Annotated in this window: 13 protein-coding genes; 9 read left to right on the top strand and 4 right to left on the bottom strand. The window is 37.7% G+C overall.

Annotated features, from left to right (window positions below; all coding sequences use genetic code 11):
- Window positions 1–134: 134 nt before the first annotated feature.
- From proQ to ACXVWB_RS00125, 5 genes are all read left to right on the top strand, one after another.
- Window positions 135–782: an RNA chaperone ProQ gene (gene proQ / locus ACXVWB_RS00145; protein WP_458485173.1), complete on the top strand. Its 648-nt coding sequence runs from the start codon at window positions 135–137 to the stop codon at window positions 780–782.
- A 29-nt stretch (window positions 783–811) separates the two neighbouring features.
- Window positions 812–2,881: a carboxy terminal-processing peptidase gene (gene prc, locus ACXVWB_RS00140; protein WP_289901857.1), complete on the top strand. Its 2,070-nt coding sequence runs from the start codon at window positions 812–814 to the stop codon at window positions 2,879–2,881.
- A 78-nt stretch (window positions 2,882–2,959) separates the two neighbouring features.
- Window positions 2,960–4,429: a L,D-transpeptidase family protein gene (locus tag ACXVWB_RS00135; protein ID WP_289901974.1), complete on the top strand. Its 1,470-nt coding sequence runs from the start codon at window positions 2,960–2,962 to the stop codon at window positions 4,427–4,429.
- Window positions 4,430–4,502: 73 nt separating this feature from the next.
- Window positions 4,503–5,063 carry a YcbK family protein gene (locus ACXVWB_RS00130; protein WP_289901858.1) on the top strand — a complete coding sequence of 187 codons (561 nt, stop codon included), beginning with the start codon at window positions 4,503–4,505 and terminating at the stop codon, window positions 5,061–5,063.
- 61 nt (window positions 5,064–5,124) lie between these two features.
- A complete protein-coding gene (locus tag ACXVWB_RS00125; protein WP_289901859.1) occupies window positions 5,125–5,754 on the top strand; it encodes an MBL fold metallo-hydrolase in 630 nt (209 codons plus the stop codon).
- A gap of 155 nt (window positions 5,755–5,909) precedes the next feature.
- On the opposite strand, the gene pepT is transcribed toward ACXVWB_RS00125, so the two are convergent.
- Entirely contained in the window at window positions 5,910–7,148 is a 1,239-nt protein-coding gene (gene pepT, locus ACXVWB_RS00120; protein ID WP_289901860.1) for a peptidase T, read from the bottom strand.
- 277 nt (window positions 7,149–7,425) lie between these two features.
- Here pepT and potA point away from each other — a divergent pair, with 277 nt between their 5' ends.
- From potA to ACXVWB_RS00100, 4 genes are all read left to right on the top strand, one after another.
- On the top strand, window positions 7,426–8,541 hold the full coding sequence (gene potA, locus ACXVWB_RS00115; RefSeq protein ID WP_289901861.1) for a spermidine/putrescine ABC transporter ATP-binding protein PotA: 1,116 nt from the start codon (window positions 7,426–7,428) through the stop codon (window positions 8,539–8,541).
- Entirely contained in the window at window positions 8,525–9,385 is an 861-nt protein-coding gene (gene potB, locus ACXVWB_RS00110; protein ID WP_289901862.1) for a spermidine/putrescine ABC transporter permease PotB, read from the top strand. The genes potA and potB overlap by 17 nt, the downstream gene beginning before the upstream one ends.
- A complete protein-coding gene (gene potC, locus ACXVWB_RS00105) occupies window positions 9,385–10,155 on the top strand; it encodes a spermidine/putrescine ABC transporter permease PotC (RefSeq protein WP_049356535.1) in 771 nt (256 codons plus the stop codon). Before potB ends, potC begins: the two co-directional genes overlap by 1 nt.
- 134 nt (window positions 10,156–10,289) lie before the next feature.
- Window positions 10,290–11,372 carry an extracellular solute-binding protein gene (locus ACXVWB_RS00100; protein WP_005698550.1) on the top strand — a complete coding sequence of 361 codons (1,083 nt, stop codon included), beginning with the start codon at window positions 10,290–10,292 and terminating at the stop codon, window positions 11,370–11,372.
- Between the two features lie 77 nt (window positions 11,373–11,449).
- On the opposite strand, the gene ACXVWB_RS00095 is transcribed toward ACXVWB_RS00100, so the two are convergent.
- Genes ACXVWB_RS00095 through ACXVWB_RS00085 form a run of 3 tightly spaced genes read right to left on the bottom strand, consistent with a single transcriptional unit; the run spans window position 11,450 to window position 16,296 of the window.
- Entirely contained in the window at window positions 11,450–12,790 is a 1,341-nt protein-coding gene (locus ACXVWB_RS00095; protein ID WP_289901863.1) for a replication-associated recombination protein A, read from the bottom strand.
- Between the two features lie 53 nt (window positions 12,791–12,843).
- Window positions 12,844–13,470, bottom strand: coding sequence for an outer membrane lipoprotein chaperone LolA (lolA, locus tag ACXVWB_RS00090; protein ID WP_289901864.1), 627 nt, complete (start codon window positions 13,468–13,470; stop codon window positions 12,844–12,846).
- Between the two features lie 36 nt (window positions 13,471–13,506).
- On the bottom strand, window positions 13,507–16,296 hold the full coding sequence (locus tag ACXVWB_RS00085; protein WP_289901865.1) for a DNA translocase FtsK: 2,790 nt from the start codon (window positions 16,294–16,296) through the stop codon (window positions 13,507–13,509).

Raw genomic sequence — 16,296 nt, 5'->3', positions numbered from 1 at the left:
GCCTGAATTAAGGGAATTTGTAAAGTTATACATTTGAGCTAGAAACGGAATTATTCTGTCCAGCCATTGTCAATTCTTATAAAAGTGCGGTAAACTGTGCAAGTTTTTATTTTTTATCCTAGGAAAACTCAGAAATGACAGATTCTCAAGTTGAAGCCCAAGTTGAAAATAGTGCTGAAGGCATTCAAAAATTAACTGATACAAAAGCGATCATTGCATATCTTGTGGAAAAATTCCCACTTTGCTTTATTGCAGAAGGTGAAGCTAAACCATTAAAAATTGGTCTTTTCCAAGATCTTGCTGAAGCATTAAAAGATGATGAACGTGTCAGCAAAACTCAATTACGTCAGGCTTTACGTCAATACACCTCTAACTGGCGCTATTTACACGGCTGTCGCGAAGGTGCTGAGCGTGTGGATTTATACGGCAATCCTGCAGGTGTCTTAGATGCAGAACATGTTTCTCATGCGGCTCAGCAATTAGCTGAGGCAAAGGCAAAATTTGCAGACAAGCGCAAAGCAGAATTAGCAGCGAAAAAAACACAACAAAAACGCCCTGCTCGTAAACCAAATACAAATCAAACAACTCGCAAACCGAAAGCACCACAAGTGAAACTAAGTGCGGTTGATTTCACGACACTTTCTACTGGCAGTAAAGTTAAAGTAAAAGTTGGTGAGCAAGCAAAAAATGCGACCGTATTAAATTTGGAAAAAGATGGCGCACGCGTAGAACTTAAAAATGGTTTAGTGATGACAGTCACCGCAGATCGTTTATTTGCCTAATAATTTATTTCTTATCGGGATAAGGTTAAATGAAATTACATACAACCAAAAGTCTTATTGCGACAGCAATTTTAGGTGCGTTATTTCTTCATTCGTCTGACACATTTGCTGTGCAGCCGAAATTAAAGCAAAATGATATTACGATTCCTTCCGCAACTGATGCAAATCAGTTGGCAACAAAGCGTGCAACAACACGTTTAACCCAATCACATTATCGCAAATTCCAGCTTGATGACGCCTTTTCCGACAAGATTTTTGATCGTTACATTAAAAGCTTAGATTACAGCCATAACACCTTTTTAAAATCAGATATTGATGATTTACGTGCTAAATATGGTTCTAAATTAGATAATCAACTTAATGAGGGTGATCTTTCAGCTGCATTTGCGATTTACGATCTGATGATGAAGCGTCGCTATGAGCGTTATGCTTATGCACTATCCTTATTAGATAAAGAACCTGATTTAAAAGGTAATGATCAAATTGAGATCGACCGTGAAAAAGCACCTTTTCCAGCAAGCGAAGAAGATGCAAACAAGCTTTGGGAACAACGAGTCAAAAATGATGTAATCAGTCTGAAGTTAAAAGATAAAAAATGGCCTGAAATTAAAGAAAAACTGACTAAACGTTACAATTTAGCCATCCGTCGATTAACTCAAACCAAGGCTGATGACATTGTTCAGATTTATATTAATGCCTTTGCTCGAGAAATCGATCCGCATACAAGCTATCTTGCGCCACGTACCGCAAAAAGCTTTAATGAAAGTATGAACCTTTCTTTAGAAGGAATTGGTGCAACATTACAATCTGAAGATGACGAAACCAGCATCAAGTCTTTAGTGCCAGGTGCGCCTGCTGAACGCAGTAAAAAATTACAAGCGGGCGATAAAATCATTGGTGTAGGTCAAGAAAAAGGTGAAATCGAAGATATTATCGGTTGGCGTTTAGAAGATATCGTTGACAAAATCAAAGGTAAAAAAGGGACAAAAGTTCGTCTTGAAATTGAACCTGCAAAGGGTGGAAAAAGCCGTATTATCACTTTAGTGCGCGATAAAGTCCGTATTGAAGATCAAGCAGCCAAACTCACTGTTTCTAAAGTTGAGGGTGAAACGGTTGGCGTCATTAAAATCCCAAGTTTCTATATTGGTCTAACTGATGATGTGAAAAAATTATTAGTGGATGCTGAGAAGAAAAAAATTGGCGCCCTAATTGTGGATCTTCGTGAAAATGGCGGCGGTGCGTTAACGGAAGCCGTCGCATTGAGTGGTTTATTCATTACTGATGGTCCGGTGGTTCAAGTTCGTGATGCTTATCAACGTATTCGTGTACACGAAGATGACGACAATGCTCAGCAATACAAAGGGCCATTGCTGGTAATGATTAATCGTTTCAGTGCATCTGCCTCTGAAATTTTTGCTGCCGCAATGCAAGATTACAACCGTGGTATCATTATTGGGCAAAATACCTTTGGTAAAGGTACAGTACAACAAAGTCGTTCATTAAACTTTGTTTATGATTTAGATCAAACACCACTTGGTGTGTTGCAATATACTATCCAAAAATTCTACCGAATTAATGGTGGTTCAACCCAATTAAAAGGTGTGGCAGCAGATATCAATTTCCCTGAAATTATCGATGCAAAAGAAATTGGTGAAGAAAAAGAAGATAACGCATTGCCTTGGGATAAAATTCCTGCAGCGACTTATTCTGAAACCAATAAAGCGCGTAAAGATGTTGAACCATTAAATGAAAAACATCTTGAGCGTATTGCAAAAGATCCTGAGTTTATTGCGTTAAATGAAGATCTTAAAATCCGTGATGAACGTCGTGAGCGCAAATTCTTGTCATTGAATTTCCAAGAACGCAAAGCGGAAAATGACAAAGATGATGCAAGACGTTTAAAAGATCTCAATGATCGTTTTAAACGTGAAGGTAAAAAAGCATTAAAAGATATTGATGATTTACCGAAAGACTATGAAGCGCCAGATTTCTTCTTAAAAGAAGCGGAAAAAATGGCAGCTGATTTAGTAAAACTCAATGCTAATCAACAAAAAGTGGATGCTGAAATAAAACAAGAAGCGACAAAAGCAACAAAATAACGATTATTTTGACCGCACTTTAGCAGATAAAAAAACTGAAGTGCGGTTATTTTTATGAATATTTTTAAAGGTACAGTAATGTTAAAAGGAACAATGAAATTAAGCACATTAGTCTTATCATTATCAATGATGACGTCAGGTTGTGCGTTAGCAGACTGGGCAAAAACAGTTGGGCAACCTCAACAAGCCGAAAATAAAGGCGTTGATATGTCTAAATTAAGCCCTGAAGAGCGTGCAAAACTTGAAGCGGAAATCAAAGAAGACCAAGCTCGCCTAGCAGCTGAAAAGCAAACTATGCTAGAGATGTCATTAACCCATGAAATTGGCGAACAAAATCTGCAGTTCAAACCAATTTTGGCAAAATTATATGCCGATAATAAATATGACTTAATGTGGAAAGACAAGGCTGCAGAAAAACAATTCCTACGTGAATATGCCGCCATGGTAGCATCAGGCATTTCTAAACGTTCTGCGCAATCATTAATTAATTTACATAACGCTGAAAAAACGGGCGGGCTCACCTATGATGTATTACTAAGTGATGCTTTCCTTGATTACTTGTATTACAGCAAGAATGTAAATCAACAAGCACAACGTTGGTTATATACAACGAATGCTTACAAACCAGAATTACCAAATCAAGAAATTATTGACCAATGGCAAAGTGCGGTTAAAAACAATGCGGTTTCTGACTTTGTGAATGGATTATCCAATCATAATCGTTTATACCGTGAAACTGTACAATCGCTCCCGTCAATGATTTCATCTTCAGGTATTTCTGCAATGGGTAAAAAACTTGCTCTCAATGCGCAGCGTTTACGTGTTATTCCTGATTTTGAAAATGGCATTTTTGTCAATATTCCGAGTTATAAATTAAAATATTACCGTGATGGGAAAGCAATCTTAGAATCACGTGTTATCGTAGGAAAAAATGAACGCCGTACACCTGTTATGTATAGTCGCTTAAGCAATGTAGTGGTTAACCCGCCTTGGAATGCTCCTACACGCTTAATCAATGAGGATATTTTACCGAAACTAAAACGTGATCCTAGCTATGCAACAGCTCACAACTATTCTATTTTGGATAGCCGAGGCAATGCCATTGATCCTCACTCTATTAATTGGAGTCGTATTGGTGATAAATTTCCATATCGCATCCGTCAAGCTGCTGGTGACAGTGCATTAGGTAACTATAAATTCAATATGCCAAGTTCTGATGCAATTTATCTTCACGATACACCAAATCATAGTTTATTTAGTAAAAAAGATCGCGCATTAAGTTCTGGCTGTGTACGCGTAGAAAAATCCGACCAACTAGCCTCCCTTTTATTACAAGAAGCGGGCTGGTCAGATGATAAAAAACGCAATGTTTTAGCAAGTAAGAAAACGACTTCTGCGAATATTCGTACAAATGACCCTGTATTCTTATATTATGTCACCGCATGGGTAGAAAATGGTCAAATACAAGTTTTACCCGATATTTATAAATATGATGACGCGGCAAGTTTTAGCGGTATTGACTGGAATATCGTAAAAAAATACCTTTAGAAAACATACAAATTAGAACTTTTTCTGATAGAAATTGTCTAAAGTTAAACATTAATAAAAAAGAAACTAGCAAATGACTAAAATTGATAATAATCGTCGCAAATGGATTTCATTAGGCGGCATTGCTTTAGGCGCAAGCATGATGCCAACTTCGGTATTAGCCATGGTCTCTACACCCAAACCTCGCATTATCAGCTTTTATAATGTCAACACCAATGAACGATTAAGTGGTGAATTCTCTGCAACCACAGGGTTTAGTCGTTCACTACTTGCTAAACTTGATTATTTTATGAGAGATCGCCGTACAGACCAAGTGCGTCGTATGGATCCCAATCTCTTCATGAAGTTTTATCATCTACAAAGTGATTTGGGCTTACGTACTGCACAAATTGATGTAATTTGTGGTTATCGTAGTGCTAAAACGAATGCTGTACGCCATCGCCAAAGTCGTGGTGTAGCAAGTAATAGCTATCATATTAAAGGACAAGCGATTGATTTTAGAATACCCGCTATCCCTTTAGCTAAATTACGTCAGGCCGCTGAAAATCTCAAGAGTGGTGGCGTAGGATATTATCCCTATAGTAATTTTATTCATGTTGATACTGGACCAATAAGAGCATGGCGTGGTGCATAGAAAAATGTGATTAAAACCGCACTTCTGTGTGTTTTTTTGTTATCAACAATAAGGAAAAAAGATGAATATTGAAATTATTCCAGTTACAGCCTTTCAGCAAAATTGCTCACTTATTTGGGATGATGAAAAAAATGCAGCAATTATCGATCCTGGTGGTAATGCGGAAAAGCTTATTCAACGCATTGAAGAACTCGAATTAAACCTTAAAGCAGTCCTATTAACACATGGACATCTTGATCATGTGGGTGCCGCTGAAGCGATTCGTGATCATTTCAACATTGAAATTTGGGGTTCGCAAGAAGAAGATCGTTTTCTATTTGAAAGTCTACCACAGCAATCTCAACAATTTGGTTTACCTTATGTTTCCGCATTTACACCTGATCGCTGGTTTAATCAAGAAGGCGAAGAAATTCAAATTGGCACATTAACCTTTGAAATTTTTCGCCTTCCAGGCCATACACCAGGTCACATTGGCTTTATTGAGCATGAAAAAAATATCGCTTTTACTGGCGATGTCCTTTTTCAAAATAGCATTGGGCGTACAGACTTTCCTCGTGGGAATTTCGATACATTGATCTCATCAATTAAAAATAAATTATTTACATTAAACGACGACATGGTTATTGTTGCAGGGCATGGTCCTTACACAACTATTGGACAAGAGAAACAAAATAATCCGTTTTTGAAGTAAAGATCTGAATTTTGGCTAAAAAAAAGCTCCTAATTTCTTAGGAGCACCAAAAAGGAATTTATGAATAAAATCTCTAAAGTTTAGCTTTATCAAAGGAATCTCGATAAAACATTAACTATTATATTGTTACGCTATAACAAATGCAAGTTTTTTCTTTACATTAATTTACAAACCTTTATAATTTGTAGTATTACTTCAACCGATTTTCCCATTCCTTCTAGAGTAATTAATTCATGCTTACTATGGAAATTATAGCCACCAGTAAAAATATTTGGACAAGCTAATCCTTTTTCCGCTAAAAATGCCCCATCCGTTCCACTGCGTATTAGTTTGTGATTTGGTGTAATACCGCAAGCTTTCATTGCTGCATCCGCAAGTTTAATCGCCAGTGGAACATTTTTAACTGTGTCATACATATTTTTGTAACTGTCTTCAATGACACATTCCACGGGCTCTTTCAGGCTTTTCTCTCTATTAAATTTTTCCACTAATTGATAAATAAACGCCTTGCGTTGCTCAAAATGAGCTTGGTCAAAATCTCGAATGAGATAATGTAGCTCAACTTTCTCAATATCCCCTTTAAAATCATCTAAATGGAAAAAACCCTCTTTACCCGATGTTTTTTCAGGGACATCATCTTTTGGAAAACCTTGTTGAAATTCACAAGCTAACGTAAGCGCATTCACTAATTTGTTTTTAGCATAACCCGGATGAATGCTCCGACCTTTAAAGGTAATTTTTGCAGTCGCAGCATTAAAGTTCTCATACTCTAATTCACCCACTTCTCCACCATCAATGGTATATGCCCAATCACAAGGAAAATCGTCCAATGGAAAATAATGCATCCCTAAGCCAATTTCTTCGTCTGGTGTAAATGCAACCCTAATATTACAATGTGCTATATTTTCTCGTTGCAAGATAGAAAGTACAGTCATAATTTCTGCGATTCCAGCTTTATTATCTGCACCAAGTAGAGTCGTTCCATCTGTCACAATCAAGGTTTTACCAATAAGCTGATGTAAAAATGGATAATACACGGGACTAATAAATTCAATTCCTAAACCTAATGCAATATCTCCCCCCCGATAATTTTCAATCACTTCGGGTTGAACATTTTTACCGCTGCATTGTGGTGAGGTATCAAGGTGGGAAATAAATCCAATAGTTCGTGTTAACTCGGGATGATTTGAAGGTAAATAAGCTGTGACAACGGCATGCTTAGTCACATTGACATCTTGTAAACCAAGTTTAATTAATTCTTGCTGCAAATGTAAAGCCAACTTCATTTGCCCTACTGAACTTGGTGAATGCTTTGCAGACGATTTAGATTGCGTATCAAACGCAACATAAGTTAAAAATCGCTCCAGTAATTTATTATAATCTTGTTCTTCCATTTTGATATTCTCCTTTGTTTTACTGCTAGTCTAATCCCAAAAATCCTTGCTGTTCTTGATATATAACAAGAAAGTGAAGAGTTATAAAATTTTCTGAAAAAAGTGCGGTCAGTATTTCAATAAAATTTTTCCTAAAAACGTGATTAAATCCTTTTCATCATTAACAATTCGCTATATCATAGCTGTTCAATTTTATGTCGCCCCTGCATCATTTTTGCAGGTTCATTTCTACTCAGTACCGATTAAATTGGTGAAATTAGGGAGAAAACCAAAGCTAGTGGAAAATCTGGTTCAAAAGCCTATTATTGAGCTTCGTTCAATCAAAAAATCCTATGGTTCTAACACAATTATTAATGATTTTAATCTAACCATTAATAACGGTGAATTCGTCACAATTCTTGGCCCGTCAGGCTGTGGTAAAACTACAGTGCTACGTTTATTAGCAGGTTTAGAAGAATTAGATGAAGGTCATATTATTTTGGACGGTGAAAATATTACTAATGTTCCGGCAGAAAAACGCCACATTAACACCGTATTCCAAAGTTATGCATTATTCCCGCATATGACCATTTTTGATAACGTAGCTTTTGGTTTGCGTATGCAAAAAGTGGCAGAAAGCGAAATTAAATCTCGCGTTCTGGATGCATTGCGTATGGTGCAATTAGAAGAAATGGCAGATCGTAAGCCAACCCAACTTTCTGGTGGTCAGCAACAACGTATCGCGATTGCTCGTGCTGTTGTGAATAAACCAAAAGTGTTGCTACTTGATGAATCTTTATCTGCGCTGGATTATAAGTTACGTAAACAAATGCAAAATGAACTTAAACAATTACAGCGTCAACTTGGCATTACCTTTATTTTCGTTACTCATGATCAAGAAGAAGCAATCACCATGTCTGATCGTATCGTTTTATTACGTAAAGGTAAAATTGCACAAGATGGTTCACCTCGTGAAATCTATGAAGATCCAGCTAACCTATTCGTCGCTCGCTTCATTGGTGAAATCAACGTATTTGATGCTACTGTGATTGAACGTAAATCTGACGATGAATTACTTGCTAACGTAGAAGGTCGTGTATGTGATATTCACACCAGTATCTCTGCTGAAAAAGATCAAAAGCTACAAGTGTTGTTACGCCCAGAAGATATTGTGATTGAGGAGCTTGACGAAAATGAGCACTCAAATGCCATTATTGGTCGTATTGTAGATCGTACCTATAAAGGGATGACTCTTGAGTCTACAGTAGAATTTGATCACAACGGTAAACGCGTATTAGTGAGTGAATTCTTTAACGAAGATGACCCGCATATGGATCACAGCGTTGGTCAACGTGTAGGTATTACATGGCACGAAGGTTGGGAGGTTGTACTCAACGATGAAGATAATCAATAATAAATTCCAGAAAATTACTGTTGCAATTATCTTCAGTTGGTTAATCTTCTTTGTGCTAATTCCAAACTTATTGGTTTTAACCGTAAGTTTTTTAACCCGAGATGGTAGCGACTTTTATGCTTTGCCATTTACTTTAGATAACTACACGAACCTGTTTAATCCGCTTTATGCACAGGTTGTGTGGAATTCATTGTATATGTCTGGCATTGCGACAATTATTTGCTTACTCATTGGCTATCCATTTGCCTTTATGGTCAGCAAAATTAACCCTAAATATCGTCCATTTTTGTTATTCCTTGTGGTATTGCCATTCTGGACAAACTCACTCATTCGTATCTATGGGATGAAAGTATTCCTTGGTGTGAAAGGGGTGTTAAATACCATGTTAATGGATATGGGGATTTTGAATGAGCCTATTCGTATTTTAAATACCGAAGTAGCTGTAATCATTGGTTTAGTGTATCTTCTTTTACCATTTATGATTCTACCGCTCTACTCTGCTATTGAAAAATTAGATGGACGCTTATTAGAAGCGGCAAGAGATTTAGGGGCGAATGCAGTTCAACGTTTCTTCCGTGTTATTCTGCCATTAACCATGCCGGGTATTGTTGCAGGTTGTTTATTAGTATTACTACCAGCAATGGGGATGTTCTATGTAGCAGACTTGCTTGGTGGGGCGAAAGTATTATTAGTTGGTAACGTGATTAAGAGTGAATTCTTAATTTCCCGTAACTGGCCATTCGGTTCGGCGATCAGCATCGGTTTAACTATCTTAATGGCATTGCTGATTTTCGTTTACTATCGTGCAAATAAATTGTTGAATAAGAAAGTGGAGTTAGAATAATGAGTCGTTTACTGCGTAATATTTTTATGTTTGTGGTATACGCTTATTTGTATATCCCAATTATTATTTTGGTGACTAACTCCTTCAACGAAGACCGTTATGGTTTAAGTTGGAAAGGTTTTAGTTGGAACTGGTATGAGCGTTTATTTAATAATGATACCTTAATCCAAGCTGCATTCCACTCTGTCACGATTGCTTTCTTTGCCGCTACGTTAGCAACTATTGTGGGCGGTTTGACCGCGATTGCACTTTATCGCTATCGTTTCCGCGGAAAACAAGCCGTAAGCGGTATGTTATTTATCGTCATGATGTCACCAGATATCGTAATGGCGGTTTCTCTACTTGCCTTATTCATGGTTGTAGGAATTTCGTTAGGTTTCTGGTCATTATTATTGGCGCACGTAACGTTCTGTTTACCTTATGTTACCGTGACGATTTTCTCTCGCTTAAATGGCTTTGATGCAAGAATGCTTGAAGCAGCAAAAGATTTAGGTGCGAGTGAAGTCACGATTTTACGTAAAATTATTCTACCACTTGCCTTACCGGCTGTCGTATCTGGTTGGTTGTTAAGCTTTACTATTTCACTAGATGATGTTGTTGTATCCTCTTTCGTAAGTGGTGTAAGCTATGAAATCCTACCGTTGCGTATCTTCTCACTTGTAAAAACAGGTGTAACACCGGAAGTAAACGCATTAGCAACGATTATGATCGTGCTTTCATTAGGGTTAGTCATTTTAAGCCAATTAATTGCACGTAAAAATAATCATTAAACATTGATATAAAAAGGTTTCACAAATCTTTTAAGATCAAATAGAATACGCCTTGACGCACAATCAAGGCGTTTTTTTATACCTGCATTAATGCAGGTGGTTTTTTACCCCTCTTTTACGGAGAACAGAGAAAAATGAAAAAATTTGCAGGTTTGCTTACTGCTGGTTTAGTTGCCGCTACATTAACTGCTTGTAACGACAAAGAAGCCAAGTCTGATGCAACAAAAGCACAGGCTCCAGCAAATGATACTGTGTATTTATATACTTGGACTGAATATGTACCAGATGGTCTTTTGGATGACTTCACAAAAGAAACTGGTATCAAAGTTATTGTAGCAAGTCTTGAATCTAATGAAACGATGTATGCCAAAATGAAAACCCAAGGTGATGCGGGCGGTTATGATGTGATTGCACCATCTAACTACTTCGTATCTAAAATGGCACGAGAAGGCATGCTACAAGAATTAGATCACAGTAAATTACCTGTTATCAAAGAATTAGACCCTGATTGGCTCAACAAGCCTTATGATAAAGGCAATAAATACTCACTTCCTCAGTTGTTAGGTGCGCCAGGTATTGCATTTAATACCAATACCTATAAAGGTTCTGACTTCACTTCTTGGGGCGATTTCTGGAAACCTGAATATGCAAACAAAATCCAATTATTAGATGATGCGCGTGAAGTGTTCAATATTGCGTTATTAAAAATTGGTCAAGATCCAAACACCAAAGATCCTGCAATTATCAAGCAAGCTTATGAAGAGTTGTTAAAACTACGTCCAAACGTACTTTCTTTCAATTCTGATAACCCTGCAAACTCTTTTATCTCTGGTGAAGTGGAATTAGGTCAGTTATGGAATGGTTCTGTACGTATCGCAAAAAAAGAACAAGCGCCATTAAATATGGTGTTCCCAAAAGAAGGTCCTGTTCTTTGGGTTGATACTTTAGCGATTCCTAAAACCTCTAAAAACCCAGATGGTGCACACAAGTTAATTAACTACTTATTAGGTGCAAAAGCAGCGGAAAAATTGACTTTAGCAATTGGTTACCCAACAGCTAACCTTGAAGCGAAAAAAGTACTTCCAAAAGAAATTACAGAAGATCCATCTATTTATCCACCAGCAGAAATCCTTCAAAAAAGCTACTGGCAAGATGATGTAGGTGATGCAATTCAATACTATGAACAGTATTACCAAGAGTTAAAAGCAGCAAAATAATGCGTTTTTAAGTGATAACAAAAAGAACGGTCAGATCAATTTGACCGTTCTTTTTATATTTACTGTTTTTAAAGAAACTATTTATAGCGTTTTTTTAACGAGTTTTTATCTTGCTCTTGTAAACGCTCAAGTTTTTCTTTAATCTGAATTTCCATGCCTCGGTTAATTGGGAAATAATACTGCGTATCTTTCAGTTCCGTTGGGAAGTAATTTTCTCCAGCAGCATAAGCATTAGGTTCATCATGAGCATAACGATATTCAGCGCCATAACCTAATTCTTTCATTAAAGCCGTTGACGCATTACGTAAATGAGGCGGCACATCAAAATCAGGAAAATCTTTTGCATGTTGTTTGGCTGCATTAAATGCGTTGTAAACCGCATTACTCTTCGGCGCTACAGCCAAATAAATAATGGCTTGAGCAATAGCTCGCTCTCCTTCATAAGCGCCCACTCTCGTAAAACAATCCCAAGCCGCTAGCGCCACTTGCATTGCGCGAGGGTCCGCATTACCCACATCTTCTGAAGCAATCGCTAATAAACGTCGTGCAACATAAAGAGGATCGCCGCCTGCAGTGATAATTCGTGCATACCAATAAAGTGCTGCATCTGCTGCTGAGCCTCGAATAGATTTATGTAAAGCAGAAATCAAATCATAAAAACGATCGCCTTGTTTATCAAAACGCGCTTGTCGTTCTCCTAATACTTCTTGCAACAAAGTGCGGTCTAATTTTTTACCGTTTTCAGTTTCAGAAGCCATATCAACCATCAGTTCAAGACAATTTAAAGCCAGGCGAGCATCACCATTCACATATTCAGCTAAAACCTGTAGCAAATTCTCTTCTAAAACTAACCGCTCTTTACCTAATCCTCGCTCAGGATCAGAAATCGCTTGTTGTAGAACTTGTTCGATTTCAGCCACTGTCAATGACTTAAGGAGATACACTCTGGCACGAGAAAGCAATGCATTATTTAATTCAAAGGAAGGATTTTCCGTTGTCGCACCAATAAAAATAATCGTACCATCTTCGATATGGGGTAAAAATGCATCTTGTTGGCTTTTGTTAAAGCGATGCACTTCATCCACAAATAAAATCGTTTGTCGATCTGCAAGTCGATTTTGTTTCGCGCGCTCAATTGATTCTCGAATTTCTTTCACGCCACTTGTTACCGCTGAAATCCGTTCAACTTCTGCATTGATACGATGAGCAATAATTTCCGCCAGTGTTGTTTTACCTGTACCCGGCGGTCCCCACAAAATCATAGAATGAACATGCCCTGCTTGAATTGCTTTACGAAGCGGCTTTCCTTCCCCAATTAAATGCGTCTGTCCATAATATTGTTCCAAATTTGTTGGACGCATACGGGCTGCTAAAGGGCGAAAGTCATTTTCAGCAAAATCAAAATTAAGATTAGACATATTCTTTCCTTAATAAGCAAAAGGTGTGAAGATTATCATTCACACCTTATGGATTATTTTTTACCTTTACGTTGGTCATCCAATTCCACGCCTTTTGGTACGCTAAATTGGAATAAGCTATCAGCTAGTGTTTGATTCGTAATGTTACGCAACACATAAAGATTGGTTTGACCATCTTTTTCTGTGGTGCTGAAATTTTTTAACACACCATTTGTATCTACACGAATATCAAACTGTTTAATGTTGCTATTTTTTGCCTTTGGTTTTAGCACAAATGTATCTGCATTCTGCGTCACTGAATACTGATTCCAGTGGTTTTTATCGTTACTGGTTAAAAGGACGAAAGGGGTATTATTTACCGCATCCTTCACCCATTGAGCAGTAACTTGTTGCACGAATGGATCATAATACCAAAGGGTTTTACCATCTGCAATAATTTGTGTTTCTTGCGGTGATTTGGTATCCATACGGAAAAGATTTGGACGTTTAATTTGAAGTTTTCCACTTCCTTGTTGAACGTTTTTACCGCCAGCAGACGTCACAGTTTGTGAGAAATCAGCACTTAATACCGTTACTTGATTTAAGCGATTTTGTAGCTCATCTGCGGCATCAGCAAAGGCAAAGTTACTTGCGCTTAAAAGTGCAGTAAGTGCGGTCATTTTTAATAATGTTTTTTTCATTCTACTTTCCTTTTTGTAAAGTGAAACTTAAGAGAATTAATATTCGGAACGTCGAGCTAAAATTTCTCGTTTTCCATTTGTCATAGGACCTAAAATGCCTTGTTCTTCAAGCTGATCCATAATTCGAGCTGCTCGGTTAAACCCCACACTAAATTTACGTTGAACATAAGAGGTTGACGTATTGCCAGTACTTAATACAAACTCCACAACGTCATCAAATAACACATCAAGATCGCCACTGCTTGCCGTTGATTTCTCACCTGAGTCTTCATCATCCGCGCCGTCTAAAATTCCATCAATATAATTCGGTTTACCTCTTGCTCGCCAATCATCAGCTACTCTTGCAACCTCATCATCGCTCATAAAGGCGCCATGTACTCGAATAAGATCCGACGAACCTTGACCTGAATATAACATGTCACCACGCCCCAATAAGGCTTCAGCACCGCCTTGATCCAGAATCGTTCTAGAGTCAATTTTGCTTGCTACCGTAAAAGCAATACGACTCGGAATATTGGCTTTAATTAAACCAGTTATAACATCAACTGAAGGACGTTGCGTTGCTAAAATAAGGTGAATACCAATGGCTCGGGCTTTTTGTGCTAAGCGAGCAATTAATTCTTCAATTTGTTTACCCGCTACCATCATTAAGTCAGCAAACTCATCAACAATTAGGACTATATAACTTAATTTTTCTAATGGTGGCGGCATTTTATCCATTGTATCACCTGGCTTCCAAATTGGATTTGGAATAGGCATATTCAGTTTTTCATATTCTTCAATTTTTTCATTATAACCTTCAATATTACGCACACGTAAAGCTGATAGTAATTGGTAGCGACGTTCCATTTCATCTACACACCAACGTAGTGCATTCGCTGCTTTTTTCATATCAGTCACAACTGGAGTCAGTAAGTGAGGAATATCGTTATAAATAGAAAGCTCGACCACTTTTGGATCTATCATAATAAATTTCACTTCATCGGGTCTGACACGGAAAAGTAAACTTAAAATCATAGTATTCACTCCAACAGATTTCCCTGAACCTGTTGATCCCGCAACCAGCAAATGAGGCATTTTAGCCAAATCTACAATGACAGAATTTCCTCCAATATCTTTCCCCAAAGCCATTGAAAGTAATGATGTTGACGAGCGGAACTCATTACTATCAAGTACATCACGCAATGGTACCATTTGACGGTGCGCATTTGGCGTTTCAATACCAATATAAGGTTTGCCTGGAATCACTTCTGCCACACGGATCGCACGGAACATCAATGCACGAGCTAAATCGGTATCTATACTTGTTACTTTAGATGCTTTTACACCCGGTTGTAATTCAAGCTCATAACGAGTTACCACAGGGCCAACTAACACATCTTGTACCGTAGCTTTGACATTAAAATTCTTTAATTGTTGTTCTATGCGTGCGGATGTGTCTAAAATTTCTTTACGCGTAATATCTTGAGCCTGTGTAGGACGATGCTCAAGTAAATCTAAACTTGGTAAAGGTGTTGTCGGTTTCTCTCGTTTATTCGTTGGTTGTTGAAATGCTGGATGTATAAGCGTATCAGAATATGGCTTATAGGTTATTTCATCGGTATTCTCAGTATAAATTTCACGCGCTTTAACTGGTGAAGCTGTCGGCTCATTCAAGATCACTTTTAATGCATCTTCAGCATTTGAGGCTTTTGCTCGCACTTCCATTTCTTGCATACGAGCTTGCTCTTGCGCAGCAAACTGACGCGCTAATTCATCTTCTAAACCATCATTATCTGATTCTAAAGGTTCATCATAAGTTGGATAAAGTGCGGTCGTATTTTCAGGTGTTTTAAGTGACACTTTTGGTATGACATTTTCTTCAAAAATATCATCTGAATCATCCGCACTTTGATGATTCACTTGTGAGTTTTTCCATGTAGCTGAAAAATCTTCTTTTGTTGGTAATTCAACGGAAGAAGCGGTAGAAATAGATACATGAGGTAAATGGTCAGATCCAACCGTGAAACCTTTAAACTTATCTTCTAATTTTTCAATATCTGCAGGCTCTGAAGTACTCGGTGAGTATAGCCCACTGATATTAATGAGTTGCTCAGGCTTAACAAAGGTATTTTCAGAACCCTCCTCTTTTTCATCTTCTGTAGATTCAGTTTCCAATTGAGAATCAGAGAAAGCCAGTTGTTGAGGTGCCTCAATCACAATTTGTTCAAGATCATCCACAGAAGTATGTTCTGCATGCTCCTCTTCTGCCGGCTGATTTTTCATGGTTAGCCAATGATAGAATTTCACAATTAAACGAATTAATGATGCACCGGAACAGAAAATAAAGCCTACAACTGCACAGATAAAGCCCACTAAAATACAACCAAACTTACCGAGTGTAGGATATAAATTCACCACTAAACTGCCACCAAATACGCCACCAGCTAGATAGTAGTTCGTATTTGAAAGCAGCAATGTTGCCATCATGGTTAAGCCAACGATGAGAGCAATAAAGCCAAAGAAACGTAATGTAATACGGGTTACAGAGAGAGAATGCACCGCTTTGATTTTCAGTAAATAAATCGGTACGATAAAAATGACAAACGGAATGAGATGACCTACATAGCCGAGAAAAACAAAAAACGTATCAATCATCCAAGCACCCAAAGCACCTGTCTTATTAATAGTTTCAGTCTGAAAACTTGCTGTAGACCAAGAGTTATCTAATGGCGTATAGCTTGACCATGCTACGATTAAATATAAACCTAAAAGTGCGGTCAATCCGAGTAATAATTCTGCTAAATATTGTTTCGGTGTAAATCGTTTTGTAATTCGTTTAATCAT

This window comes from Haemophilus sp. SZY H53, assembly GCF_054332375.1.
The sequence above is the reverse complement of the archived record's forward strand: the minus strand, read 5'-3'. Positions and strand labels throughout refer to the sequence as shown.